21 protein-coding genes are annotated in these 26,161 nt (G+C 66.1%); 15 read left to right on the top strand and 6 right to left on the bottom strand.

Annotated elements, in window-relative coordinates:
* Positions 1-20 precede the first annotated feature (20 nt).
* Together P0Y43_RS07145 and dapC are read left to right on the top strand one after the other, a co-directional pair.
* On the top strand, positions 21-2,720 hold the full coding sequence (locus P0Y43_RS07145; protein WP_275636592.1) for a [protein-PII] uridylyltransferase: 2,700 nt from the start codon (positions 21-23) through the stop codon (positions 2,718-2,720).
* Positions 2,721-2,741: 21 nt separating this feature from the next.
* Positions 2,742-3,938 carry a succinyldiaminopimelate transaminase gene (dapC, locus tag P0Y43_RS07140; protein WP_275636591.1) on the top strand — a complete coding sequence of 399 codons (1,197 nt, stop codon included), beginning with the start codon at positions 2,742-2,744 and terminating at the stop codon, positions 3,936-3,938.
* 124 nt (positions 3,939-4,062) lie between these two features.
* Here the strand turns inward: dapC and P0Y43_RS07135 are convergent, their stop codons facing one another.
* Positions 4,063-5,709, bottom strand: coding sequence for a Na+/H+ antiporter (locus P0Y43_RS07135; protein ID WP_275636590.1), 1,647 nt, complete (start codon positions 5,707-5,709; stop codon positions 4,063-4,065).
* A gap of 279 nt (positions 5,710-5,988) precedes the next feature.
* Here P0Y43_RS07135 and P0Y43_RS07130 point away from each other — a divergent pair, with 279 nt between their 5' ends.
* The 4 genes from P0Y43_RS07130 (at position 5,989) to P0Y43_RS07115 (ending at position 9,105) form a co-directional block, all read left to right on the top strand.
* Positions 5,989-6,336, top strand: coding sequence for an ArsC family reductase (locus P0Y43_RS07130; protein ID WP_275636589.1), 348 nt, complete (start codon positions 5,989-5,991; stop codon positions 6,334-6,336).
* 43 nt (positions 6,337-6,379) lie between these two features.
* On the top strand, positions 6,380-7,414 hold the full coding sequence (gene dapD, locus P0Y43_RS07125; protein WP_275636588.1) for a 2,3,4,5-tetrahydropyridine-2,6-dicarboxylate N-succinyltransferase: 1,035 nt from the start codon (positions 6,380-6,382) through the stop codon (positions 7,412-7,414).
* Positions 7,415-7,492: 78 nt separating this feature from the next.
* Positions 7,493-8,698: a cysteine desulfurase gene (locus P0Y43_RS07120; protein ID WP_275636587.1), complete on the top strand. Its 1,206-nt coding sequence runs from the start codon at positions 7,493-7,495 to the stop codon at positions 8,696-8,698.
* The gene (locus tag P0Y43_RS07115) at positions 8,695-9,105 is read left to right on the top strand and encodes a SufE family protein (protein ID WP_275636586.1); all 411 of its coding nucleotides are present in this window, start codon (positions 8,695-8,697) and stop codon (positions 9,103-9,105) included. Before P0Y43_RS07120 ends, P0Y43_RS07115 begins: the two co-directional genes overlap by 4 nt.
* A 17-nt stretch (positions 9,106-9,122) precedes the next feature.
* Here the strand turns inward: P0Y43_RS07115 and tcdA are convergent, their stop codons facing one another.
* Positions 9,123-9,932 (bottom strand): tRNA cyclic N6-threonylcarbamoyladenosine(37) synthase TcdA, encoded by an 810-nt coding sequence (gene tcdA, locus P0Y43_RS07110; protein WP_275636585.1) that lies wholly within the window; start codon positions 9,930-9,932, stop codon positions 9,123-9,125.
* A 247-nt stretch (positions 9,933-10,179) separates the two neighbouring features.
* On the opposite strand from tcdA, the gene P0Y43_RS07105 reads away from it, so the two are divergent.
* The 4 genes from P0Y43_RS07105 (at position 10,180) to P0Y43_RS07090 (ending at position 15,281) form a co-directional block, all read left to right on the top strand.
* A complete protein-coding gene (locus tag P0Y43_RS07105; RefSeq protein WP_275636584.1) occupies positions 10,180-12,771 on the top strand; it encodes a glycosyltransferase in 2,592 nt (863 codons plus the stop codon).
* A 149-nt stretch (positions 12,772-12,920) separates the two neighbouring features.
* Positions 12,921-14,072: a succinyl-diaminopimelate desuccinylase gene (gene dapE / locus P0Y43_RS07100; RefSeq protein ID WP_275636583.1), complete on the top strand. Its 1,152-nt coding sequence runs from the start codon at positions 12,921-12,923 to the stop codon at positions 14,070-14,072.
* The gene (locus tag P0Y43_RS07095; protein ID WP_275636582.1) at positions 14,072-14,884 is read left to right on the top strand and encodes a putative RNA methyltransferase; all 813 of its coding nucleotides are present in this window, start codon (positions 14,072-14,074) and stop codon (positions 14,882-14,884) included. The genes dapE and P0Y43_RS07095 overlap by 1 nt, the downstream gene beginning before the upstream one ends.
* A 19-nt stretch (positions 14,885-14,903) precedes the next feature.
* A complete protein-coding gene (locus tag P0Y43_RS07090) occupies positions 14,904-15,281 on the top strand; it encodes a hypothetical protein (protein ID WP_275636581.1) in 378 nt (125 codons plus the stop codon).
* A 62-nt stretch (positions 15,282-15,343) separates the two neighbouring features.
* On the opposite strand, the gene P0Y43_RS07085 is transcribed toward P0Y43_RS07090, so the two are convergent.
* Positions 15,344-15,553, bottom strand: a complete 210-nt coding sequence (locus P0Y43_RS07085) for a cold-shock protein (RefSeq protein ID WP_275636580.1) — start codon at positions 15,551-15,553, stop codon at positions 15,344-15,346.
* Positions 15,554-15,771: 218 nt separating this feature from the next.
* Between P0Y43_RS07085 and plsB the strand changes: the two genes are divergently transcribed.
* The 3 genes from plsB to P0Y43_RS07070 all read left to right on the top strand — a co-directional run bounded on the left by plsB (position 15,772) and on the right by P0Y43_RS07070 (position 19,472).
* A complete protein-coding gene (gene plsB / locus P0Y43_RS07080) occupies positions 15,772-18,258 on the top strand; it encodes a glycerol-3-phosphate 1-O-acyltransferase PlsB (RefSeq protein WP_275636579.1) in 2,487 nt (828 codons plus the stop codon).
* Positions 18,259-18,353: 95 nt separating this feature from the next.
* Positions 18,354-18,752, top strand: a complete 399-nt coding sequence (locus P0Y43_RS07075; protein WP_275636578.1) for a YbaY family lipoprotein — start codon at positions 18,354-18,356, stop codon at positions 18,750-18,752.
* A 33-nt stretch (positions 18,753-18,785) separates the two neighbouring features.
* The gene (locus P0Y43_RS07070) at positions 18,786-19,472 is read left to right on the top strand and encodes a DUF4197 domain-containing protein (RefSeq protein ID WP_275636577.1); all 687 of its coding nucleotides are present in this window, start codon (positions 18,786-18,788) and stop codon (positions 19,470-19,472) included.
* A gap of 89 nt (positions 19,473-19,561) precedes the next feature.
* Here P0Y43_RS07070 and P0Y43_RS07065 read toward each other — a convergent pair whose 3' ends face one another.
* Positions 19,562-22,630 (bottom strand): efflux RND transporter permease subunit, encoded by a 3,069-nt coding sequence (locus P0Y43_RS07065; protein WP_275636576.1) that lies wholly within the window; start codon positions 22,628-22,630, stop codon positions 19,562-19,564.
* A gap of 6 nt (positions 22,631-22,636) precedes the next feature.
* Entirely contained in the window at positions 22,637-23,737 is a 1,101-nt protein-coding gene (locus tag P0Y43_RS07060; protein ID WP_275636575.1) for an efflux RND transporter periplasmic adaptor subunit, read from the bottom strand.
* A gap of 183 nt (positions 23,738-23,920) precedes the next feature.
* Between P0Y43_RS07060 and P0Y43_RS07055 the strand changes: the two genes are divergently transcribed.
* Positions 23,921-24,550, top strand: coding sequence for a TetR/AcrR family transcriptional regulator (locus P0Y43_RS07055; protein WP_275636574.1), 630 nt, complete (start codon positions 23,921-23,923; stop codon positions 24,548-24,550).
* A gap of 110 nt (positions 24,551-24,660) precedes the next feature.
* On the opposite strand, the gene P0Y43_RS07050 is transcribed toward P0Y43_RS07055, so the two are convergent.
* Entirely contained in the window at positions 24,661-25,443 is a 783-nt protein-coding gene (locus tag P0Y43_RS07050) for a class I SAM-dependent methyltransferase (RefSeq protein WP_275636573.1), read from the bottom strand.
* A gap of 93 nt (positions 25,444-25,536) precedes the next feature.
* Between P0Y43_RS07050 and P0Y43_RS07045 the strand changes: the two genes are divergently transcribed.
* Positions 25,537-26,160, top strand: coding sequence for an energy transducer TonB (locus P0Y43_RS07045; RefSeq protein ID WP_275636572.1), 624 nt, complete (start codon positions 25,537-25,539; stop codon positions 26,158-26,160).
* The last annotated feature ends 1 nt before the right edge of the window (position 26,161 follow it).

The raw sequence follows: 26,161 nt of genomic DNA, 5'->3' as shown, positions 1-26,161 counted from the left end.
GCCAACAGGAACGTGACTCGATGCCCCAGCCGGATCCGGAGTTGTTCGACCGCGGCCAGTTCCAGGCGGAACTGGCACTCAAGGCGAGCCCCATCGCCGCCTTCAAGAAAGCCATCCGCCAGGCCGGCGAGGTGCTCGACCGGCGTTTTCGCGAAGGCGGCGAGATCCGCGACCTGATCGAGGACCGCGCCTGGTTCGTCGATAACATCCTGCAACAGGCCTGGAACCAGTTCGACTGGCGCGACCCGGCCGGCATCGCCCTGGTGGCGGTCGGCGGCTATGGCCGCGGCGAGCTGCACCCGTACTCGGACATCGACCTGTTGATCCTGCTCGACGCCGCTGAGCACGAGCAATACCGTGACGCCATCGAGCGCTTCCTCACCCTGTTGTGGGACATCGGCCTGGAAGTGGGCCAGAGCGTGCGCACCGTCGAGGAATGCGCCGAACAGGCCCGCGCCGACCTGACGGTGATCACCAACCTGATGGAAAGCCGCACCATCGCCGGCCCCGAGGCCCTGCGCGAACGCATGCTCGAGGCCACCGGCACCGAGCACGTGTGGCCGAGCAAGGAGTTCTTCCTGGCCAAGCGCGCCGAACTCAAGGCTCGCCACCATAAGTACAACGACACCGAATACAACCTCGAACCCAACGTCAAAGGATCGCCGGGCGGCCTGCGCGACATTCAGACGGTGCTGTGGGTGGCACGCCGCCAGTATGGCACCCTGAACCTGCACGCACTGGCCGACGAAGGCTTCCTGCTGGAAAGCGAGAACGAGCTGCTGGCCTCTTCCCAAGCCTTCCTGTGGCGCGTGCGCTATGCCCTGCACATGCTCGCAGGACGCGCCGAAGACCGCCTGCTGTTCGATCACCAGCGCAGCATCGCCGCATTGCTGGGCTATGCCGACGAGAACCCCAAGCGCGCCATCGAACGGTTCATGCAGCAGTACTACCGCGTGGTGATGAGCATCAGCCAGCTGTGCGACCTGATCATCCAGCACTTCGAGGAAGTCATTCTGGCCGACGACAGCGGCAGCACCCAGCCGCTGAACGCACGCTTCCGCCTGCACGACGGCTATATAGAGGCGGTCAGCGCCAACGTCTTCAAGCGCACCCCGTTCGCCATGCTGGAGATTTTCGTGCTGATGGCCCAGCACCCGGAAATCAAGGGCGTGCGTGCCGACACCGTGCGCCAGTTGCGCGAACATCGCCACCTGATCGACGACAGTTTCCGCCACGACATTCGCAACACCAGCCTGTTCATCGAGCTGTTCAAGTGCGAGATCGGCATCCACCGCAACCTGCGGCGGATGAACCGCTACGGCATCCTCGGTCGCTACCTGCCGGAGTTCGGCCTGATCGTCGGGCAGATGCAGCACGACCTGTTCCACATCTATACGGTCGACGCGCACACCCTCAACCTGATCAAGCACTTGCGCAAGCTGCAGTACACCCCGGTGTCGGAAAAATTCCCACTGGCCAGCAAGCTCATGGGGCGCCTGCCCAAGCCCGAGCTGATCTACCTGGCCGGGCTGTACCACGACATCGGCAAGGGCCGCCAGGGCGACCACTCCGAACTCGGCGCAGTGGACGCCCAGGCTTTCGGCGAGCGCCACCAACTGCCGGCCTGGGACACCCGGTTGATCGTCTGGCTGGTGCAGAACCACCTGGTGATGTCCACCACCGCCCAGCGCAAGGACCTCTCCGACCCGCAGGTGATCAACGACTTCGCCCTGCTGGCGGGTGACGAGACGCGCCTGGACTACCTCTACGTATTGACCGTCGCCGACATCAACGCCACCAACCCCAGCCTGTGGAACTCCTGGCGCGCCAGCCTGTTGCGCCAGCTCTACACCGAGACCAAGCGCGCCCTGCGCCGTGGCCTGGAAAACCCGCTGGACCGCGAAGAGCAGATCCGCCAGACGCAAAGCGCCGCGCTGGACATCCTCATCCGCGAGGGCACCGACCCGGACGACGTCGAGCAGCTTTGGTCGCAGTTGGGCGATGACTATTTCCTCAAGCACACCGCCGCCGACGTGGCCTGGCACAGCGACGCGATCCTCCAGCAGCCGGCTGACGGCGGCCCGCTGGTGCTGATCAAGGAAACCACCCAGCGCGAGTTCGAGGGCGGCACGCAGATCTTCATCTACGCCCCCGACCAGCACGATTTCTTCGCCGTGACCGTGGCCGCCATGGACCAGCTCAACCTGAACATCCATGACGCCCGGATCATCACCTCGAGCAGCCAGTTCACCCTCGACACCTACATCGTGCTGGACAACGACGGCGGCGCCATCGGCGACAACCCGCAGCGGGTCAAGCAGATCCGCGAGGGCCTGACCGAGGCCCTGCGCAACCCCGAGGACTACCCGACGATCATCCAGCGCCGGGTGCCGCGCCAGCTCAAGCATTTCACCTTCGCGCCGCAGGTGACCATCCTCAACGATGCCCAGCGCCCGGTGACCATCCTCGAGATCACCGCCCCCGACCGCCCTGGCCTGCTGGCACGGATCGGCAAGATCTTCCTGGAGTTCGACCTGTCGTTGCAGAACGCCAAGATCGCCACCCTCGGCGAGCGCGTGGAAGACGTGTTCTTCGTCACCGACGCCGACAACCAGCCGCTGTCCGACCCGCAGCTGTGCAGCCGCCTGCAGGAAGCCATCGTGCAGCAGCTGCAGGCCGACAAGGCCAGCGACCCCAGCCCAACCCGCGTGACCTTCTGACGATTACGAGACCTTGTGCCGATGAACCATGCCTTGACCCAGCTTCAGCCCTACCCGTTCGAGAAACTCCGCGCCCTGTTGGGCGGCGTGAAACCGGCGGCGGACAAACGCGCCATCGCCCTGTCGATCGGTGAGCCGAAGCACGAATCGCCGGCGTTCGTCGCCAAGGCCCTGGCCGACAACCTCGACAAGCTGGCGGTGTACCCGAGCACCCTGGGCCTGCCGGCCCTGCGCCAGGCCATCGGCCAGTGGTGCGAGCGACGCTTCGGCGTGCAGGCCGGCTGGCTGGATGCCGAGCGGCACATCCTGCCGGTCAACGGCACCCGCGAGGCGCTGTTCGCCTTCACCCAGACCGTGGTCAACCGCGCCGATGACGGCCTGGTGGTCAGCCCCAACCCGTTCTACCAGATCTACGAAGGCGCAGCCTTGCTGGCCGGCGCCACCCCGCACTACCTGCCGTGCCTGGAAAGCAACGGTTTCAACCCCGACTTCGACGCCGTGCCGGCCGAAGTCTGGCAACGCTGCCAGATCCTGTTCCTGTGCTCGCCGGGCAACCCCACCGGCGCCCTGGTGCCGATGGCCACCCTGAAAAAGCTGATCGCCCTGGCCGACGAGCACGACTTCGTGATCGCCGCCGACGAGTGCTACAGCGAGCTGTACTTCGATGAAGAGAACCCGCCACCGGGCCTGCTGACCGCCTGCGCCGAACTTGGCCGCAGCGATTTCAAGCGCTGCGTGGTGTTCCACAGCCTGTCCAAGCGCTCCAACCTGCCAGGCCTGCGCTCGGGCTTCGTGGCCGGTGACGCCGAGATCATCAAGCCGTTCCTGCTGTACCGCACCTACCACGGCTGCGCCATGCCCGTGCAGACCCAGCTGGCCAGCGTCGCCGCCTGGCAGGATGAAGCCCATGTGCGCGACAACCGGGACCAGTACCGCGCCAAGTACGACGCCGTGCTGGAGATTCTCCAGCCAGTGCTGGACGTGCAGCGCCCGGACGGCAGCTTCTACCTGTGGGCCAAGGTGCCGGGCGATGACGCCACGTTCACCCGCGACCTCTTCGAGGCCGAGCACGTGACGGTGGTGCCGGGGTCGTATTTGTCGCGCGAAGTGGAAGGCGTGAACCCAGGCGCCGGGCGCGTGCGCATGGCGCTGGTGGCACCGCTGGCCGAGTGCATCGAGGCGGCGCAACGCATTCGCGACTTCCTCACCCGCCGCTGAGAACGCGACACCTTTTGTGTCAGTGCCTGCCCCGCGATGAGGCCGGCACTGAATGATCTCGAGCGAGGGACCAGCGCGACCGTTCGCGGAGCCCACCCCGCACCTACAGCGGCCTCGCCACGCCCTACTTCACCGCGCCCAGGTTCGCCTCGCTCATATCCAGCTCCCCCAGCACCTGGCGCACCACTTCATCGCCCACCAGGTGCTGGCGGTGCAGGCTATACAGCTCCAAGCGCTGCGCCCGCAACGCGCGCAAGCGCAGGCGCCGCTCCAGCAGATCCATCTGCTCGGCCAGCGCCCGTGCTTCGGCGCTGTCGTTGAAACTGTCCAACGCGTCCCGGTACTCAGCCATCAAGCGCGCCTTGAGTTCGGTCGCCAAGGTCGCCTGCGCGGCGTCCTGCGGCGCATTGGCAGCGATCACTTCTTCTGCCTCCAAGGCATGGATCGCCGCCTCGGCCGTGCGCCGCCAGGCCTCCTGCACTTCCTGGCGCAAGCGCTCGTCCGGGCTCTTGACCACCCCGCGCAGCAAGATCGGCAGGGCGATACAGGCACTGATCAGCGACAGCAGGATCACCCCGGCGGCGATGAAGATCAGCAGATCGCGCTCGGGAAAAGCCTGACCGGCGCCGATCAGCAACGGCACCGACATCACGCCCGCCAACGTCACCGCCCCGCGCACCCCGCCCAGGGTCAGCAGCCAGCAGGAGCGCGCAGTGGGCATCAGCACCAGCGCCGACTTGCCACGCCAGCGCCGTATCACACCGATCGAGCGCCAGATACTCTGCACCCAGACGAAGCGCAACAGCACCAGCGCGGCGAAGATCGCCACCACGTCCAGGCAGCGCCAGGCCAAGGTCGGCCACAGCGACGGTTCATGGCTGGTCACGGCCTTGACGATGTCCGGCAGTTGCAAACCCAGCAGCAGGAAGATCAGGCCATTGAACGCGAATTCCAGCAGCGACCAGACGCTGCGGTTGAGCAAGCGCGTGCTGGTCTGGCGCGGCAGCAGGTCGAGCCAGCTTTGCATCATCCCCGCGGCCACCGCCGAAAGGATGCCCGACACGCCCAGGCGCTCGGCCAGCACATAGGCCGCGAACGGCAGCAACAGCATGAACACCACATGGGTGGCCGGGTCGTCCCAGCCACGGGCGATCATCCAGGCGCGCAGACGCCCGACCAGCCAGCTCAGGCCCACGCCCACGGCCAGGCCGCCGATGGCCACCAGGACAAAAGCCAGGCTCGCCTCGGTCAGCGAGAACACCCCGGTGATCGCCGCCGCCAGGGCGAACTTGAAGGTCACCAGGCCCGAGGCGTCGTTCATCAGCGCCTCGCCCTGGAGCATGTGCATCAACGGCGTGGGCAGGCGGTCCTGGGTGATCGCCGAAACCGCCACGGCGTCGGTGGGCGACAGCACCGCGGCCAGGGCGAAGGCCACCGGCAGCGGGATGCTCGGCAGGATCCAGTGAATGAAGTAGCCGGCGCCAACCACGGTGAACAGCACCAGCCCCACCGCCAGCGCCACCACCGGCCCCCGGATGCGCCACAGTTCGCGCTTGGGCATGCGCCAGCCGTCGGCGAACAACAGCGGCGGCAGGAACAGGAAGAGAAACAGCTCGGGGTCCAGGGCCACGTGCAGGCCCAGGGTGGGCCAGGCCAGCAAGGCCCCTGCGGCGATCTGCACCAAAGGCAAGGGCAGCGGCACCACGCGCCCCACCAGTTTCGACACGCTTACCAGCATCAGCAGGATAAGAACGGTATAGGCTGACTGCATCGGCAAGCTTCCTGTATGAACCGAGAACCACGGCGGGCAAGACCACCCGCTGAAACAACATGTTAGCGGGCAACGCCGAACATGGACCGCTGCACCAAAGTCGCAGCCAGCGCGCAAATATGTAACACAATGCTACTAGACGCACGATGACACGCTTCCCAGGCACCGCCTGGTAGCTCAGCCGTGGCGCCTTGTCCATCGATCCCGCATAATCGCCACCACCCATTCTTCAAGGAGTATCGGGGACGCCAGGCCAGGCCCGGCTGCCCCAGGCATTCAATGGCTTACACTCTCTACGGCATCAAGGCCTGCGACACCATGAAAAAGGCCCGTACCTGGCTTGAAGAACAGGCCATCGGCTACGAATTCCACGACTACAAGACCCAGGGCATCGACCGTGACAGCCTGAACCGCTGGTGCGACGAGCACGGTTGGCAGGTTGTCCTGAACCGCGCCGGCACCACCTTCCGCAAGCTCGACGACGCCAGCAAGGCCGACCTTGACCAGGCCAAGGCCGTCGAGCTGATGCTGGCCCAGCCGTCGATGATCAAGCGTCCGGTGCTCGACCTGGGTGGCCGCACCCTGGTCGGCTTCAAGCCGGACCTGTATGCCACGGCGCTGGCCTGAGTCCGCTTCACGCTCCACTTCCTATTTCGCATGAGGTAACCGCATGTCCACCACTCTGTTCAGCCTGGCCTTCGGCGTCGGCACCCAGAACCGCCAGGGCACCTGGCTGGAAGTCTTCTACGCGCAACCCCTGCTCAACCCGTCGGCCGAGCTGGTCGCTGCCGTCGCACCGCTGCTCGGCTATGAAGGCGGCAACCAGGCCATCGCCTTCAGCCCAGCCCTGGCCGGCGAGCTGGCCACTGCCGTCAAAGGCATCGACGCCACCCAGTACGCCCTGCTGACCCGCCTGGCCGAGAGCCACAAGCCGTTGGTCGCCACCCTGCTGGCCGAAGACGCCGCCCTGGCCTCCACCCCAGAGGCCTACCTGAAGCTGCACCTGCTGTCGCACCGCCTGGTCAAGCCGCACGGCGTGAGCCTGGCCGGCATCTTCCCACTGCTGCCGAACGTGGCCTGGACCAGCCAGGGCGCCATCGACCTGGCCGAGCTGGCCGAGCAGCAACTGGAAGCGCGCCTGAAAGGCGAACTGCTGGAAGTGTTCTCGGTCGACAAGTTCCCGAAGATGACCGACTACGTGGTCCCGGCCGGCGTGCGTATCGCCGACAGCGCCCGCGTGCGCCTGGGCGCCTACATCGGCGAAGGCACCACCATCATGCACGAGGGCTTCGTCAACTTTAACGCCGGCACCGAAGGCCCAGGCATGATCGAAGGCCGGGTCTCCGCTGGCGTATTCGTCGGCAAGGGCTCGGACCTGGGCGGCGGCTGCTCGACCATGGGCACGCTGTCGGGCGGCGGCAACATCGTGATCAAGGTCGGCGAAGGCTGCCTGATCGGCGCCAACGCCGGTATCGGCATTCCGCTGGGCGACCGCAATACCGTCGAAGCCGGCCTGTACATCACCGCCGGCACCAAGGTGAACCTGCTCGACGAGAACAACGAGCTGGTCAAGGTGGTCAAGGCCCGCGACCTGGCCGGCCAGACCGACCTGCTGTTCCGCCGCAACTCGCTCAACGGCGCCGTGGAGTGCAAGACCCACAAGTCGGCGATCGAGCTGAACGAGGCGCTGCACGCCCACAACTGAGAACGCCCCGGGGTTCGAAGTGTTAAGATCGGGTCTGGCCTACTGCCAGACCCGATTTTCATTCCAGGTCCCGCGAACATGTTCCAACCCTCCCCCTGGCGTGCCGACTTTCCCGCCATCGCCGCCCTGCAACGGCAGCACCAGACCTACCTGGACAGCGCCGCCACTACCCAGAAGCCCCAGGCCCTGCTCGATGCCCTGAGCCATTACTACGGCCATGGCGCGGCCAACGTGCACCGCGCCCAGCACCTGCCCGGCGCCCTGGCGACCCAAGCGTTCGAGGCCAGCCGAGATAAGGTCGCCGCCTGGCTGAATGCCGCCGACTCGCGGCAGATCCTCTTCACCCACGGAGCCACCTCGGCGCTGAATCTGCTGGCCTATGGCCTGGAGCACGGCTTCGAAGCAGGCGACGAAATCGTCGTCAGCGCCTTGGAGCACCATGCCAACCTGCTGCCCTGGCAGCAACTGGCCCGCCGTCGCAACCTGCGCCTGGTGGTGCTGCCACTGGATGAGCACGGGCGTATCGACCTGGAACGCTCGCTGCAACTGATCGGCCCACGTACCCGACTGCTGGCGCTAAGCCAGCTGTCCAACGTGCTGGGCACCTGGCAACCCCTGCCGGCCCTGCTCGCGCACGCCCGCGCCCAAGGCGCGCTGACCGTGGTGGACGGTGCCCAGGGCGTGGTTCATGGCCGTCACGATGTGCAGCAATTGGGCTGCGATTTCTACGTGTTCTCCAGCCACAAGTTGTATGGCCCGGACGGTGTCGGCGTGCTTTGGGGCCGCGCCCAGGCCCTGGAACAGTTGCGCCACTGGCAGTTCGGCGGCGAGATGGTGCAGATCGCCGACTACCATGACGCCAGCTTCCGCCCCGCGCCACTGGGCTTCGAGGCCGGTACCCCGCCGATCGCCGGCGTCATTGGCCTGGGCGCCACGCTGGACTACCTGGCCAGCCTCGATGCCCACGCCGTGGCCAACCATGAGGCCAGCCTGCACCAGCAGCTGTTGCGTGGCCTGGCCGATCGTGAAGGCATTCGCCTGCTCGGCACGCCTCAGGCGGCACTGGCGAGCTTCGTCGTCGAAGGCGTGCACAACGCCGACATCGCCCACCTGCTGACCGAGCAGGGCATTGCCGTGCGTGCCGGGCACCACTGCGCCATGCCATTGCTCAAGGGGCTGGGGCTGGAGGGGGCGATTCGCGTGTCCTTGGCGCTGTACAACGACAGCGACGATGTGCAGCGCTTCTTCGACGCCCTCGACCAAGGCTTGGAGCTGCTGCGATGAGCCTGCCAACGGAGGCGCGTCAGGCGCTGGAGGCCTTCGAGCAGGCCCGTGGCTGGGAACAACGAGCGCGCTTGCTGATGCAGATGGGGGATCGCCTGGAGCCCCTTGGCGAGGCCGACAAGACCGAAGCCAACCGCGTGCATGGCTGCGAAAGCGTGGTGTGGCTGGTGGGTGAGCGGGTCGAGGGGCGCTGGCGTTTCAAGGCTGGCAGCGATGCACGGCTGCTGCGGGGGCTGCTGGCGCTGTTGCTGGTGCGGGTGCAAGGGCTAGAGAACGGCGAGCTGGGCGCCCTGGACCAGCCCGGCTGGTTCAGCCAATTGGGGCTGGAGCGGCAGTTGTCGCCATCACGCAGCAATGGGCTTCATGCGGTCTTGATGCGCATGGCGGAGTTGGCGGCGGGTCAGTGACGATGGCGCCGCCACGATCACCCAGCCTTGACCCGCTCCGAAGGCCGCCGCGCCCCTGCCACCAGCTTCTCCACCGCCTTGCTCACCGCCACCATGCCGAAGGTCGCGGTGACCATCATCACCGCGCCAAAGCCTCCCGCGCAGTCCAGCCGAACGCCCTCGCCCACGAAGCTCTTCTGCAGGCACACGCTGCCGTCCCCTTTTGGATAACGCAGTTGCTCGCTGGAAAAGACGCACGGCACCGCGTAGTTGCGGCTGGTGTTACGCGAGAAGTTGTAGTCACGGCGCAGGGTCGAACGCACCCGTGAGGCCAGCGGATCGTTGAAGGTCTTGTTGAGGTCGCCCACCTGGATCTGCGTCGGGTCGATCTGCCCGCCCGCGCCACCGGTGGTGACGATGGTGATCTTGCGGCGCTTGCACCAGGCGATCAGCGCGGCCTTGGCCATCACGCTGTCGATGCAGTCGATGACACAGTCGAAATCTTCGGTGATGTACTCGGCCATGGTCTCGCGGGTCACGAAATCGGCCACCGCATGCACCACGCACACCGGGTTGATCGCCCGCAGGCGCTCGGCCATGACCTCGACCTTGGGCTTGCCGACCTGCCCTTCCAACGCGTGGGCCTGGCGGTTGGTGTTGCTGACACAGACGTCGTCCAGGTCGAACAGGGTGATTTCCCCCACCCCGCTGCGCGCCAGAGCCTCGGCCGCCCAGGAGCCCACCCCGCCGATGCCGACCACCGCCACATGGGCCTGTTGCAGGCGTTGCAAGCCTTCGTCGCCGTACAGCCGGGCGACACCGGCGAAGCGTGGATCATCTGAGCTCATGTTCATACCCCGAAAAAACCGGCGCGCATTATATGCCAAGCCGGTGCTTGCGGGCGGTCTTGCCGCCGAGCGTTAGGAAAGCACCGACCAATGCTGCTTTAATGTCCTATCAAGCAAAAAGAAATGGACGACAACCGAGCGGGCTCAGAACTTCAACCCCAACGGAAAATCCAACGCAGTGCCTGCCCGGTAAGCGTAGGACTCACGCCGCCGCCCCGCTCCCTTCCCCGGAACTCGAAAAACGCTTATGTCATCACGCAAACTCGGCCTCAACCTGGTGGTGGTGCTGGCCATCGCCGCACTGTTCACTGGTTTCTGGGCGCTGATCAACCGCCCGGTGTCCGCGCCCGCCTGGCCGGAGCAGATCTCCGGCTTCTCCTACTCGCCCTTCCGCCTCGGTGAGAGCCCGCAAAAAGGCCAGTACCCTAGCGAAGACGAGATGCGCCAGGACCTGGAACAGCTCAGCAAGCTGACCGACAACATCCGTATCTACACCGTCGAAGGCACGCAGGAGCTGATCCCACGTCTGGCTGAAGAGCTCGGCCTGCGCGTGACCCTGGGCATCTGGATCAGCCCGGACCTGGAGCGCAACGAACGCGAAATAACCAAGGCCATCGAACTGGCCAACACCTCGCGCAGCGTGGTGCGGGTGGTGGTGGGCAACGAAGCGTTGTTCCGCGAGGAGATCACCCCCGAGGCGTTGATCCAGTACCTGGACCGGGTGCGCGCGGCGGTCAAGGTGCCAGTGACCACCAGCGAACAGTGGCACATCTGGAAGGAACACCCGGAACTGGCCAAGCACGTCGACCTGATCGCCGCGCACATCCTGCCCTACTGGGAATTCGTGCCGATGAAGGATTCGGTGCAATTCGTGCTGGACCGCGCCCGCGACCTGCGCCAGCAGTTCCCGCGCAAGCCGCTGCTGCTCTCCGAGGTCGGCTGGCCGAGCAACGGCCGCATGCGCGGCGGCGCAGACGCCACCCAGGCCGACCAGGCCATCTACCTGCGCACCCTGGTCAACACCTTGAACCGTCGCGGCTACAACTATTTCGTCATCGAAGCCTACGACCAGCCGTGGAAGGCCAGCGACGAAGGCTCGGTGGGCGCCTACTGGGGCGTGTACAACGCAGAGCGCCAGCAGAAATTCAACTTCGACGGGCCGGTGGTGGCCATCCCGCAGTGGCGCGCCCTGGCAGTGGCCTCGGTGGTGCTGGCGATGATCGCCCTGGCCGTGCTGCTGATCGACGGTTCGGCCCTGCGCCAGCGCGGGCGCACCTTCCTGACGTTCATCACGTTCCTGTGCGGGTCGGTGCTGGTGTGGATCGCCTACGACTACAGCCAGCAGTACAGCACCTGGTTCAGCCTCACCGTCGGCGTGCTGCTGGCACTGGGTGCGCTGGGCGTGTTCATCGTGCTGCTCACCGAAGCCCACGAGCTGGCCGAGGCGGTGTGGATTCACAAGCGCCGGCGCGAGTTCCTGCCAGTGCAGGGCGACAGCGCCTACCGGCCGAAGGTCTCGGTGCACGTGCCGTGCTACAACGAGCCGCCGGAGATGGTGAAGCAGACCCTCGACGCCCTCGCGGCCCTCGACTACCCGGACTACGAAGTGCTGGTGATCGACAACAACACCAAGGACCCGGCCGTGTGGGAGCCGCTCAAGGCCCACTGCGAGAAGCTCGGCGAGCGCTTCAAGTTCTTCCATGTCGCGCCCCTGGCCGGCTTCAAGGGCGGCGCGCTGAACTACCTGATCCCGCACACCGCCAAGGACGCCGAGGTGATCGCGGTGATCGACTCGGACTACTGCGTCGACCGCAACTGGCTCAAGCACATGGTGCCGCACTTCGCCGACCCAAAGATCGCCGTGGTGCAGTCGCCCCAGGACTACCGCGACCAGCACGAAAGCGCCTTCAAGAAGTTGTGCTACAGCGAGTACAAGGGCTTCTTCCACATTGGCATGGTCACCCGCAACGACCGTGACGCGATCATCCAGCACGGCACCATGACCATGACCCGGCGCACGGTGCTCGAAGAACTGGGCTGGGCCGAATGGTGCATCTGCGAGGACGCCGAGTTGGGCCTGCGGGTGTTCGAGAAAGGCCTGTCGGCCGCCTATGCCCACAACAGTTACGGCAAGGGGCTGATGCCCGACACCTTCATCGATTTCAAGAAACAGCGCTTCCGCTGGGCCTATGGCGCCATCCAGATCATCAAGCACCACGCCAGCGCGCTGCTGCGCGGCAAGGGCAGCGAGCTGACCCGTGGCCAGCGCTACCACTTCCTGGCCGGCTGGCTGCCGTGGATCGCCGATGGCATGAACATCTTCTTCACTGTCGGCGCCTTGCTGTGGTCGGCGGCGATGATCATCGTGCCGCACCGGGTCGACCCGCCGCTGATGATCTTCGCCATCCCGCCGCTGGCGCTGTTCTTCTTCAAGGTCGGCAAGATCATCTTCCTCTACCGCCGCGCGGTCGGGGTGAACCTCAAGGATGCGTTCGCCGCCGCCCTGGCAGGTCTGGCGCTGTCGCACACCATCGCCAAGGCGGTGCTGTACGGCTTCTTCACCAGCAGCATGCCGTTCTTCCGCACACCGAAGAATGCCGATAGCCATGGCCTGCTGGTGGCGATTTCCGAGGCGCGCGAGGAGCTGTTCATCATGCTGCTGCTGTGGGGCGCGGCGCTGGGGATCTATCTGGTGCAGGGGTTGCCGAGCTCGGACATGCGCTTCTGGGTGGCGATGCTGCTGGTGCAGTCGCTGCCTTATGTGGCGGCGCTGGTGATGGCCTTCCTGTCGTCACTGCCCAAGCCGAGTGACACAGTGGTGGAGGCGCAGGCGACCTGATCTCTCAGCGGCCCTATCGCGATTCGACTCGCCCCGCGATAGGGCCGGCACGCACAGCGCAATCCGCCCCAATGCGCCGTGCCCATCGACACAACTTGATATAAGATAACGCCCCTCGTTTTCCGCCCTGCCTTGCCCCGGAGTCCCCCATGACGGCCCCAGCCGAGCTCTCGCCCACCCTTCAACTGGCCTGCGACCTGATCCGCCGCCCCTCGGTGACCCCGGTCGATGCCGACTGCCAATCCCAGATGATGAACCGCCTGGGCGCCGTCGGCTTCCAGCTGGAGCCGATGCGCATCGAAGACGTCGACAACTTCTGGGCCACCCACGGCACCCAGGACGGCCCGGTGCTGTGCTTCGCCGGCCACACCGACGTGGTCCCCACCGGCCCGGTACAGCAGTGGCAACACGAGCCGTTCGACGCGCTGATCGACGCCGACGGCATGCTCTGCGGCCGTGGCGCCGCCGACATGAAGGGCAGCCTGGCCTCCATGGTGGTGGCCAGCGAGCGCTTCGTGCGCGACTACCCGAACCATCGCGGCAAGGTCGCCTTCCTCATCACCAGCGACGAGGAAGGCCCGGCCCACCACGGCACCAAGGCCGTGGTCGAGCGCCTGAAAGCCCGTAACGAGCGTCTGGACTGGTGCATCGTCGGCGAGCCGTCGAGCACCCACCTGCTCGGTGACGTGGTCAAGAACGGCCGCCGCGGCTCGCTCGGCGCCAAGCTCACCGTGCGCGGCAAGCAAGGCCACGTGGCCTACCCGCACCTGGCGCGCAATCCGATTCACCTGGCCGCCCCAGCCCTGGCGGAACTGGCCGCCGAGCACTGGGATGAAGGCAACGCGTTCTTCCCGCCGACCAGCTTCCAGATCTCCAACCTCAATTCCGGCACCGGCGCCACCAACGTGGTGCCCGGCGAGCTGACCGCGCTGTTCAACTTCCGCTTCTCCACCGAGTCGACCGTCGAAGGCCTGCAGGCCCGCGTCGCGGCGATCCTCGACAAGCACCAGCTGGACTGGTCGGTCGACTGGGCGCTATCGGGCCTGCCGTTCCTCACCGAGCCGGGCGAGCTGCTCGACGCGGTGGCGGCGAGCATCAAGGCGGTCACCGACCGCGACACCCAGCCCTCGACCAGCGGCGGCACCTCGGACGGGCGCTTCATCGCCACCATGGGCACCCAGGTGGTCGAGCTCGGCCCGGTCAACGCCACCATTCACCAGGTCGACGAACGCATCCTGGCCAGCGACCTCGACCTGCTCACCGAGATCTACTACCAGACCCTGGTGCGGTTGCTCGCCTGATGCTCGCCTGCCCCCTCTGCCAGGCGCCCCTGGCGCGGCTCGACAACGGCGTGGCCTGCCCCGCCGGGCATCGCTTCGACCGCGCCCGCCAGGGCTACCTGAACCTGCTGCCCGTGCAGCACAAGAACAGCCGCGACCCGGGCGACAACCAGGCCATGGTCGAAGCCCGCCGTGACTTCCTCGACGCCGGCCACTATGCCCCGGTGGCGCGGCGCCTGGCGGAGCTCGCCGCCGAGCGCCAGCCCCGCGCCTGGCTCGACATCGGCTGCGGCGAGGGTTACTACACCGCGCAATTGGCCCAGGCGCTGCCAAACGCCGACGGCTTCGCCTTGGACATTTCCCGCGAGGCGGTCAAGCGCGCCTGCCGCCGTGCCCCCGAGGTGACCTGGATGGTGGCGAGCATGGCCCGCGTGCCCTTGCAGGGTGAGAGCTGCGACTTCCTCGCCAGCGTGTTCAGCCCGCTGGACTGGCAGGAGGCCAAGCGCCTGCTCGCCCCCGGCGGTGGCCTGATGCGCGTCGGCCCGACCAGCGGCCACCTGATGCAGCTGCGCCAGATGCTCTACGATGAAGTGCGCCCTTATGCCGACGACAAGCACCTGGCGCTGGTCCCCGACGGCATGCAGCATGCCCATGGCGAGGTGCTCGAGTTCACCCTGTCGCTGGCTGAAGCCAAAGCCCGCGCCGACCTGCTGGCAATGACCCCGCACGGCTGGCGCGCCAGCGCCGAGAAGCGCGCACAAGTGATCGAGCGCCCCGAACCGCTCGAGGTCACCGTTTCCATGCGTTATGACTATTTCGTGCGCCAAGACTGAGCACACCCGGAGCCCCGACATGCGCCAACCCGATATCGAGATCTACCTCAAGGACAGCGACGTCGATCACAAGCGGATCGCCGAATGGCTGACCCAGGCCCTGGGCCCGTGCAGCGAATGGAAGCAGAAGGGCCAGACCTTCAAGTGCCAGGCCGGTAACATTCCGGTCACCTGGTTACCGAAGGCTGTAGGGAAATGGAACAGCCTGTTCCTGGAAAGTGACCAGACGCCGTGGGACGATGACATCGCCTGCGCCCGCGCCGCCTTCGCCGCGCTCAACGTCGAAGTGCGCTGCGCACCCGGCAGCTGGGTGGAGGAAGATGGCGAGGAAGATGCCGACCGCTGGGTCCGCATCAGCGCCGACGGTGAAGAGGAAATCACCTGGCGCACCAGCTGAAACGTTCGCATCAGGCTGCAAGTTCCACGGTCAACTTGCAGCTTGAAGCGTAAGCCAGAGCCTCAGAGCCCGACCACATCCTCGGCCTGCAGGCCTTTCTGGCCCTGGGTCAGGTTGTACTCGACCCGTTGTCCTTCGAGCAGGGTCCGATGCCCCTCACCGCGGATCGCCCGATAGTGGACGAACACATCCGCCCCACCCTCGCGCTGAATGAAGCCGTAACCCTTGGCATCGTTGAACCACTTAACATTCCCAGTCTCACGAGACGACATCTGAACTACTCCGGATTTTTATTGTGAAGATCGCCTTGCTGGCACGAGAACGTCCCGCACCGACACAGCTTGGGTAAATTTCCTGCAAGCTGCGGACCGAGTATATGACAGCGAACAAAAAAATTTCATGACTGCCCGGATTTTGCCGAACTTCAGCGGATACGGCAGACTAACTGGCTGGAATATCACCTGAACCTCTCACCCAGGGCACTCACCCCATGACCCGTTCCCCCCTGCGCCGCCTGATTTTCGGCGCCCTGCGTCGCGTCCTGTACCTGTGGGTGCGTTCCGAAACCATCAACCAGTCGTCCCTGACCCTCAAGCTCGATCGCAGCCGCCCGGTGTTCTACGCCCTGCCCTCGCCGTCGCTCACCGACCTGGCGGTGATCGACCGCGAATGCACCAAGGCAGGGCTACCGCGCCCGGTCGTGCCGGTCGCGGTGGGCACGCTGCACGAGCCGGCGGCCTTCTTCTACCTGACCCCGGACCCCGACTGGCTCGGCCGCCACGACAAGCGCGGCGCGCCGCCAACCCTGGAGCGCCTGGTCGCGGCGGTCAGCCAGCACCCCGAGGAAGACGCGCAGATCATCCCGGTCAGCGTGTTCTGGGGCCAGTCGCCGGCCAGCGAGTCGAGCCCATGGAAGCTGCTGTTCGCCGACAGCTGGGCGGTCACCGGGCGCCTGCGCCGCCTGCTGACCATACTGATCCTGGGGCGCAAGACCCGCGTGCAATTCTCCGCCCCCATCCACCTGCGCGAACTGGTGCAGCACAACAAGGGCCATGAACGCACCGTGCGCATGGCCCAGCGCCTGATGCGCGTGCATTTTCGCAACCTCAAGACCGCCGTCATCGGCCCGGACATCTCGCACCGGCGCAACCTGGTCAAGGGCCTGGTGCACGACCCGCTGGTGCGCCAGGCGATCAGCGACGAGGCCGAGCGCGAGAACATCCCCTACGCCAAGGCCGAGGCCAAGGCGCTGCACTACGGCAACGAAATCGCCTCGGACTACACCTACACCGCCATCCGCTTCCTCGAAGTGGTGCTGAGCTGGTTCTGGAACAAGATCTACGACGGCATCAAGGTCAACCACATCGAGCAGGTGCAGGGCATCGCCCCGGGCCATGAGGTGATCTACGTGCCCTGCCACCGCAGCCACATCGACTACCTGCTGCTGTCCTACCTGCTGTTCCGCAACGGCCTGACGCCGCCGCACATCGCCGCCGGCATCAACCTCAACATGCCCGTGATCGGCGGCCTGCTGCGCCGCGGTGGCGCGTTCTTCATGCGCCGCACGTTCAAGGGCAACCCGCTGTACACGGCGGTGTTCAACGAGTACCTGCACACCCTGTTCACCAAGGGCTTCCCGGTCGAGTACTTCGTCGAGGGCGGGCGTTCGCGCACAGGTCGCATGCTGCAACCGCGCACCGGCATGCTGGCGATCACCTTGCGCAGCTTCCTGCGTTCCTCGCGCACGCCGATCGTCTTCGTGCCGGTGTACATCGGCTACGAGCGCGTACTCGAAGGCCGTACCTACCTGGGCGAGCTGCGCGGCGCGAGCAAGAAGAAGGAGTCGATCTTCGACATCTTCAAGGTTATCGGCGCGCTGAAGCAGCGTTTTGGCCAGGTCTACGTCAACTTCGGCGAGCCGATCCGCCTGGCCGGCTTCCTCGACCAGCAGCAACCCGGCTGGCGCGAGCAGGAACTGGCCCCGCAGTTCCGCCCCGACTGGCTGAACGACACCACCACGCGCCTGGGCGAGACCGTGGCCCGGCACCTCAACGAGGCCGCGGCGATCAACCCGGTCAACCTGGTGGCCCTGGCGCTGCTGTCCACCAGCCGCCTGGCCCTGGACGAGCGCGCCCTGACCCGTGTGCTCGACCTGTACCTGGCGCTCCTGCGCCAGGTGCCCTATTCGGCGCACACCACCCTGCCCGAAGGCGATGGCAAGGCGCTGATCGAACACGTGCGCGGCATGGCGCTGCTGGCCGAACAGAAGGACGCGCTGGGCCGCATCCTCTACCTGGATGAAGCCAACGCGGTGCTGATGACCTACTACCGCAACAACGTGCTGCACATCTTCGCCCTGCCGGCGTTGCTGGCGAGCTTCTTCCAGAGCAGCTCGCGCATGAGCCGCGAGCTGGTCGGCCAGTACGTCCGTGCGTTGTACCCCTATCTGCAGTCAGAGCTGTTCCTGCGCTGGGCGCCCGAGCAACTGGAAGACGTCATCGACCAGTGGCTGGCGGCGCTGGTCGAGCACGGCCTGCTGCGCTTCGAGAACGGCGTGTACCTGCGCCCGGCGCCCAGCTCGCGGCAGTTCGTGCTGCTGACCCTGCTGGCCCGCGCCATCACCCAGACCCTGCAGCGCTTCTACATGGCCACCTCGCTGCTGCTCAACAGCGGGCAGAACACCCTCACCGCCGAAGAGCTGGAGAACCTGTGCGTGATGATGGCCCAGCGCCTGTCGATCCTGCATGGGCTGAACGCCCCGGAATTCTTCGACAAGACGCTGTTCCGCCACTTCATCCAGACCCTGGTGCGCGAAGGGGTGCTGACTCCGGATGGCAACGGCAAGCTGGGCTATCACGATAAGCTGGGCGAGTTGGCCGAGGGTGTGGCCAAGCGCGTGCTGTCGGCGGAACTGCGTCTGTCGATCCGCCAGGTGGCGCTGCATCGGGACGAGACACTGGACGCGGAGGTGGTCTGAGACCGCCCCGCGATAGGGCCGCCGCATTCACGCAGGCACACCCCATTGCGCTAACCTTCTCCAGGTTGGCCAAACACCAAGGATCCGGAGATGCCATGAAAAAACTCGTCACGCTGTGCTGCGCCACCCTGCTCGCAGCCTGCTCCAGCCAAACACCCAAGCCCCAGGCCAGCCTCGACGGCGAGGTCTTCTACCTGCAGCGCATCGCCCTGCCGTCTGCCGCCACCTTGAGCGTGAGCCTGCAGGATGTCTCGCGGATGGACGCCCCCGCCGTGACGCTGGCCAAGCAGTCCGGCCCGGTCCAAGGCAATGTGCCGCTGCCGTTCCACCTCGCCTACGACCCCGCCCAGGTCAAGCCTGACCACCGCTACGCGGTGAGCGCGCGTATCGAACTGGACGGCAAGCTGCTGTTCATCAACACCGAGCACCATGGCGTGCAACTCGACGGCAGTGACCCGCTCCCCTTGCGTATCAAGGTCGACCCGATTCGCTGATTCACGTGTATTTCTGCCCATAAGGAAGCCCTCATGATTCGTTCCTCCCTGCGCTTCACCACCTTGTGCGCCGGCTTGCTGCTGTCGGCCGGCGCCATGGCCCTGTCGCTTGGCGACTTGTCCCAGAACGATGCCGCCGGCGGCCTCAAGGACGCCCTCACCCAAGGCGCGCAGATCGCCGTCAAGCAACTGAGCACCCCAGGCGGTTTCAGCAACAACCCCGACGTGCGCATCGAACTGCCAGGCAACCTTGGCAAGGCCGCCAAGGCCATGAAGATGTTCGGCAAGGGTGATCAGGTCGATGCCCTGGAAACCAGCATGAACAAGGCCGCAGAGGCGGCGGTGCCGCAGGCCCAGGCGATCCTGGTGGACGCGGTGAAGAAGATGACCGTGACCGACGCCAAGGGCATCCTCAGCGGTGGCGAGGACTCGGCCACCCAGTACCTGAACAAGAGCAGCCGCGAGCAGATCCGCGCCAAGTTCCTGCCGATCGTCAAGCAGGCCACCGACAAGGTCGGCCTGGCCCAGCAGTACAACAGCTTCGCCGGGCAGGCCAAGGGGCTGGGGCTGATCAAAGATGACGCGAACATCGAGAACTACGTGACCGAGAAGGCCCTGGACGGGCTGTTCGAGATGATCGCCAAGCAGGAGCAGAACATTCGCCAGAACCCGGCGCAGGCGGCGACCAGCCTGGCCAAGAAGGTGTTTGGCGCGCTCTGATACGCGCAGTTGCAAGCGCCTAGCTGCAAGCCCCAAGAAAGAGCGAGTCCACACCGCCCCTCTTGCAGCTTGCAGCTAGTCGCTAGTCGCTAGCGTTCCTTCCTGACCCTGAACCACGCCGCATACAGCGCCGGCAGGAACAACAGCGTCAGCACCGTGGCGACGATCAACCCGCCCATGATCGCCACCGCCATCGGCCCGTAGAACACCGAGCGCGACAGCGGGATCATCGCCAGCACCGCCGCCAGCGCGGTGAGCACGATCGGCCGGAAGCGCCGCACCGTGGCCTCGATGATCGCTTGCCAGCGCTGCATGCCGCTGGCGATGTCCTGTTCGATCTGGTCCACCAGGATCACCGAGTTGCGCATGATCATCCCCGCCAGGGCGATGGTGCCGAGCATGGCCACGAAACCGAATGGCTGGCGGAACACCAGCAGGAACAGGGTCACGCCGATCAGCCCCAGGGGCGCGGTGAGGAACACCATCACCGTGCGCGAGAAGCTGCGCAGCTGGAGCATCAGCAAGCTGAGCACCACCAGGATGAACAACGGCATGCCGGCGTTCACCGACTTCTGCCCGCGCTCGGAATCCTCGACCGTGCCGCCCACCTCCAGCAGGTAGCCGTCCGGCAGTTGCTCGCGCACCTGCTGCAAGGTCGGCGAGATCTGCTTGATCAGCGTCGCCGGCTGCTCCTTGTCGTAGATGTCGGCGCGCACGGTCACCGTCGGCAGGCGGTTGCGGTGCCAGATGATGCCTTCCTCGAAGCCGTACTCCAGGGTCGCCACCTGTGACAGCGCCACGCTCTGGCCGTTGTCGGTGGGCAGCGCCAGGCTGCCCAGACTGCCCAGTTGGCCACGCTCCTGCTGGGTACCGCGCAGGAGGATCTCGATCAGCTCGTTGTCCTCGCGGTACTGGCTGACGGTACTGCCGGTCAGCGAGCTTTGCAGGAAGCTCGCCAGGTGCGCGGTACTCACGCCCAAGGCTCGGGCGCGGTCCTGGTCGACCGCCAGGAACACCGCCTTGCTCGGCTCTTCCCAGTCCAGATGCACGTTGACCACGTGCGGGTTCTCGCGCACTTTGGCCGCCACCTCGCGGGCCAGGGCGCGGACCTTCTCGATATGCTCGCCAGTGACCCGGAATTGCACCGGGTAGCCCACTGGCGGACCGTTCTCCAGGCGCGTGACCCGCGAGCGCAGCGCCGGGAACTGCTCGTCCAGCGTGCCGATCAACCAGCTGCGCAGGTGTTCGCGGTCTTCCAGCGATTTGGCCAGCACCACGAACTGGGCGAAGCTTGCCGCCGGCAGTTGCTGGTCCAGCGGCAGGTAGAAGCGTGGCGAACCGGTGCCGACGTAGGCCACGTAGTTGTCGATGCCGTCCTGCTGCTTGAGCAGCGCCTCAAGGCGCTTGACCTGCTCGGCGGTGTTGCTCAGCGAGGCGCCCTCGGCAAGCTTCAGGTCGATCATCAGCTCTGGGCGCCCGGAAGCCGGGAAGAACTGCTGGGGCACGAAGCGGAACAGCAGGATACTGCCGACGAACGCGGCGATGGTCAGCAGGATCACCGTCTTGCGCCGCCGCACGCACCACTCCACGACTCGCCGCACGCGCTGGTAGAACGGCGTGGCATACGGGTCCGGCGCGTGTTCAGCGTTGCCGTGGCGCGCCGCATGGCGCTTGGCCAGGTCTGGCAGCAAGCGCTCGCCCAGGTAGGGAACGAACACCACGGCCGCCACCCAGGAGGTCAGCAGGGCGATGGTCACCACCTGGAAGATCGAACGGGTGTACTCGCCAGTGCTCGAGGCGGCGGTGGCGATCGGCAGGAAGCCCGCCGCGGTGATCAGGGTGCCGGTGAGCATTGGAAACGCCGTGCTCGACCAGGCATAGCTGGCCGCCTTCAGCCGGTCGAAACCCTGCTCCATCTTGATCGCCATCATCTCCACGGCAATGATCGCGTCGTCCACCAGCAAACCCAGCGCCAGCACCAGCGCGCCAAGGGAGATCTTGTGCAGGCCGATGCCGAAGTAGTGCATGGCGGCAAAGGTCATGGCCAGCACCAGCGGGATCGCCAGCGCCACCACCAGGCCGGTGCGCAGGCCCAGGGAGAAGAAGCTCACCAGCAGCACGATCGCCAGCGCCTCGACCAGCACCTGGACGAACTCGCCGACCCCGGCCTTCACCGCCGCCGGCTGGTCGGAGACCTTGCGCAGCTCCATGCCCGCCGGCAGGTTGCGCGCCAGGCGGGCGAACTCGCCTTCCAGGGCCTTGCCCAGCACCAGGATGTCGCCGCCGTCCTTCATCGACACGGCAAGGCCAATGGCGTCCTCGCCCATGAAGCGCATGCGCGGCGCGGGCGGGTCGTTGAAGCCACGGTGCACTTCGGCCACGTCACCGATGCGGAAGGTGCGGTCGCCCACGCGAATCGGGAACTGGCGGATCTGCTCGACGCTGTCGAACTGCCCGCTGACGCGCAGTTGCAAACGCTCGCTGGGGGTTTCGAAGAAACCTGCGGTGCTCACCGCGTTCTGCTCGCGCAGGGCCTGCTGCACGGCGGCCAGGGGCACGCCGAGGGTGGCCAGCTTGAGGTTGGACAGCTCGATCCAGATCTTCTCGTCCTGCAGGCCGACCAACTCGACCTTGCCCACGTCCTTGACCCGCTGCAACTGGATCTGGATGCGGTCGGCGTAGTCCTTGAGCACCGCGTAGTCGAAGCCTTCGCCCGTGAGGGCGTAGATGTTGCCGAAGGTGGTGCCGAACTCGTCGTTGAAGAACGGGCCCTGGACTTCTGGCGGCAGGGTGTGGCGAATATCGGCGACCTTCTTGCGGATCTGGTACCACAACTCGGGAATGGCGTTGGAATGCATCGAGTCGCGGGCCATGAAGGTCACCTGAGACTCACCGGGGCGTGAGAACGAGACGATGCGCTCGTACTCGCCGGTTTCCATCAGTTTTTTCTCGATGCGCTCGGTGACCTGGCGTGAGACTTCCTCGGCGGTGGCGCCGGGCCACAGGGTGCGGATGACCATGGCCTTGAAGGTGAAGGGCGGGTCTTCGCTCTGCCCCAGCTTGGTGTAGGACATGGCGCCGATCGCTGCCAGCAGGATCATCAGAAACAACACGATCTGGCGATTGCGCAGCGCCCAGGCGGAAAGGTTGAAACCCATCGGGACTTACTCCTTGGTCGCCAGGTTCACCACACGGTTGGTGCGATCCACTGGCCGCACTTCCTGCCCCTCGCGCAGCACGTGGCCGCCGGCGGCGACCACCCAGTCGCTGGCCCCCAGGCCCTCCAGCACCGACACGTTGTCGGCGCCATAGGGGCCCAGGCGCACCGGGGCGCGTTCCAGGCGGTTGTCCTTGTTCACCCGCCACACGTAGGCACGCCCCTCTTCGGCGGTGACCGCCGACAGCGGCACCGACAACGGTGCGTGCTCGGCATGGGCGATGAATACTCGGGCACTCTGGCCGAGTTCGGCGGGGGCCTGGGTGGACGTGAAGGCGATACGCGCGGCGAAGGTGCGCGAACGCGGGTCGGCGGCGGGCGACAGCTCACGGATGCGCCCGTCGAAGCGTTGGCCAGGGTGGGACCACAACTCCACGCTGACCGCCTGGCCCACGGCGAAGCGGGCGAACTGCTGCTCCGGCAGGCCGATGAGCACCTCGCGCTCGCCGTCGGCGGCGAGGGTGAACACCGTCTGCCCGGCCGCCACCACCTGGCCGACCTCGACCTGGCGCTTGGCGATCACGCCATTTTGCGGTGCGCGCAATACGGCGTACTCGGCCTGGTTGCCCGCCACCTCGAACTCGGCCCTGGCCTGCTTGAGTCGGGCCAGGCCTGCGCGGTAGAGGTTCTCGGCGTTGTCGAACTGCGAGTGGCTGACCATCTGGCGCTCCAGCAACTTCTGGTAGCGGTCGCGCTCGGCCTTGACCAGCGCCAGGTTGGCCTCGGCGGCCGCCACTTGCGCGCGGTTGGCTTCCAGTTGCAGGCGCACGTCCTGGGGGTCGAGCTCGGCCAGCGGCTGCTCTGCCTTGACCCGCTGCCCCTCCTCCACCAGGCGCTTGCTGACCTTGCCCGCAATGCGGAAAGCCAGCTCAGGCTCGAAGCGCGCCCGCACCTCGCCAGGGTAGCTGTCGGCGGAGGCAGCGCTCGGCTGCGGCTGAATCACCAGGGCCGGGCGCGGCGCGGCGGGAGGGGCCGCTTCCTGGCCGCAGGCGGCGAGCAACAGGAGGGCGGCAACGGGCAAGACAAGGGGCAAGGCGCGACGCAACATGACGAATGACCTTTGGCAGAGGACGCATCGAATATTTATACTGGCGGGTATATTAAGTCAGGGATCGGGGTCGGGGAAGCAGGCAGGCGCGAGAAAAAATGTATTTGCCGCGCGACGTGCGTAGCAGCCCGAGGGCCTTCGACCCGGTAAGATGGGCGACCTTTCAGACAGACACGGAATCCAATGTCCAACGACGCACCCATAGGCCCAGGCCGGCCCAAGGACCTCGCCAAGCGCGAGGCCATCCTCGAAGCCGCCAAGTCGCTGTTCCTCAGCCTTGGCTACGCCAACACCAGCATGGATGCGGTCGCTGCGGCGGCAGGTGTTTCAAAACTCACGGTGTACAGCCACTTCACCGACAAACAGACACTGTTCGGCGCAGCGGTCATGGCGACCTGCCAGACGCAATTGCCCGACCTGATCTTCGAGCTGCCCGAAGACGTCCCGCTGGAGCAGGTGCTGCTGAACATCGCCCGGGGTTTCCAGGCGCTGATCAGCAGCGACGAATCGGTGAAGCTGACACGGCTGATCATGACCTTGGGCACGCAAGACCCAAGCTTCGGGCAGTTCTTCTACGAAGCCGGGCCGAAAGTGGTGCTGGCGGAGATGGAAGCGCTGCTGCGTTGCGCCAACGAACGTGGACTGCTACGCCTGGACAACCCGTTGCGGGCGGCCGAGCATTTCTTCTGCCTGATCAAGGGCGCGCCGGATTACCGGCTGCTGCTGGGGTGCGCGCCCGCGCTGGAGGACGAAGCGGCCGAAGCGCATGTGCGCGAGGTGGTCGGGGTGTTCATGCGGGCGTATCGGGTTTAGCGGTTGGCGGGGCGGGCCCTATCGCGGGGCAAGCCCGCTCCAGGTTCACCGTTGGCACTAAGAGCTGCGGGGTACCTGTGGGGCTTGCCCCGCGAGAGGGCCGGCAGCGTCTACGCCTTCAACGCCTTCTTCGGGTAGATGTCGTACCGGCTCGACTTGCCTTCCAGGCTGTGGCTCGGCTTCACCCCTTCGATGATCGGCGCCTTGCGCGGGCGCTTGACCACCACCCGGTGCGTCGCCAGTGCCAGCGCCGCCTCCAGCAACGCCGGCGCATCCAGGTCATCCCCCACCAGCGGCCGGAACACGCGCATTTCCTTTTTCACCAACGCGCTCTTGTCCCGGTGCGGGAACATCGGGTCGAGGTAGATCACCTGCGGCGCCTCGCCCTCCCACGCGCGCATGCGTTCGATCGCGTTACCGGTCAACAGCCGCATGCGCTCGACGATCGCCCCCACCTCGGCATCTCGCCGGCCGCGCGCCAACCCATCCTCCAACAGCGCGGCAATCAACGGCTGGCGCTCGATCAAGGTCATCTGGCAGCCCAGGCTGGCCAGCACGAACGCATCCTTGCCCAACCCCGCCGTGGCATCCAGCACCTGCGGGCGCACCCCCTGGGCGATGCCAACCGCCTTGGCGATCATTTGCCCATTGCCGCCGCCATACAGCCGCCGATGGGCTGCCTGGCCTTCGACGAAGTCCACCCGCACCGCGCCCGGCGCCTGCGGCCCGAGCTGCTGGACCTGCAGGCCGTCAACGCCGACCTGCACGGCGAAGCCCGCCGCCTCATCCTGCAAAGGCAGCCCCAGGCGCTCGGCCCATGCCGCGGCCTGCGTCTGAAACTCCGGCGATAACGCCTCGACCCTGATACCCAAGCCCTGCTCTTGCTCCACCATCCGCCCCGCACTCAAAAAAATTAAGGAAACCCCGGCCACGGCCGATACACGCAGTATCCGCTATTCTGCCAGAGCACAACGCGCGCGACTGCCATGTCAGACACCCTTCCCATCGGCTTGACCTACCTGTCGCCTGTCGGCAACTACGGTCGGCAGAATACCCAGGCACTCGGAGGCGTCAGCCACCTGTGGCAGGATTTCTTCGCCCGCGCCATGGCCGAGCCGCAAGGGGATGTCACCGACAGTGTGAGCCAGGCCCTGGCCCAGTACCACGACAAGGAAAGCGGCGAGCCTACTGGCGGCGCCCGTGCCCTGGCCCTGATCGATGCCCAGCGCGCCTGTGCGGTGCACGACACCGAGGTCAAGCCGCCCGAGCCGCTGTTCCTGCCCAAGGCCGAGCTGGAGCGCGACCTGCTCGAACCCGCCGCCGAACCCTTCAGCGCCGTCGAGCTGATCGAGCAGCAGCGTCAGTTGGATATCAACAACAGCTGGCTGCGCCCGGTGGTGATAAGCCAGGGCCATCCACACCCTGAGCCTGGCCCCGCGCCGACGCCACGCGCGCTGTTCCTGCCGATCGCCGAGTTCGAGACCGAACTGCTGGACAAGGCAGCGGAACCCTTCGACGAGGCCACCCTCGCCAAGCAGCAGAACGACCTGGAATTCGACATGCACTGGGCACGCCCGGTGGTGCTGAACAACGTTCGCGTTCACGCCTGAC

Source organism: Pseudomonas entomophila (genome assembly GCF_029193575.1).
GTDB classification, from domain to species: Bacteria; Pseudomonadota; Gammaproteobacteria; order Pseudomonadales; family Pseudomonadaceae; genus Aquipseudomonas; species Aquipseudomonas entomophila_G.
This window is presented reverse-complemented; position numbering and strand designations above follow the sequence as displayed.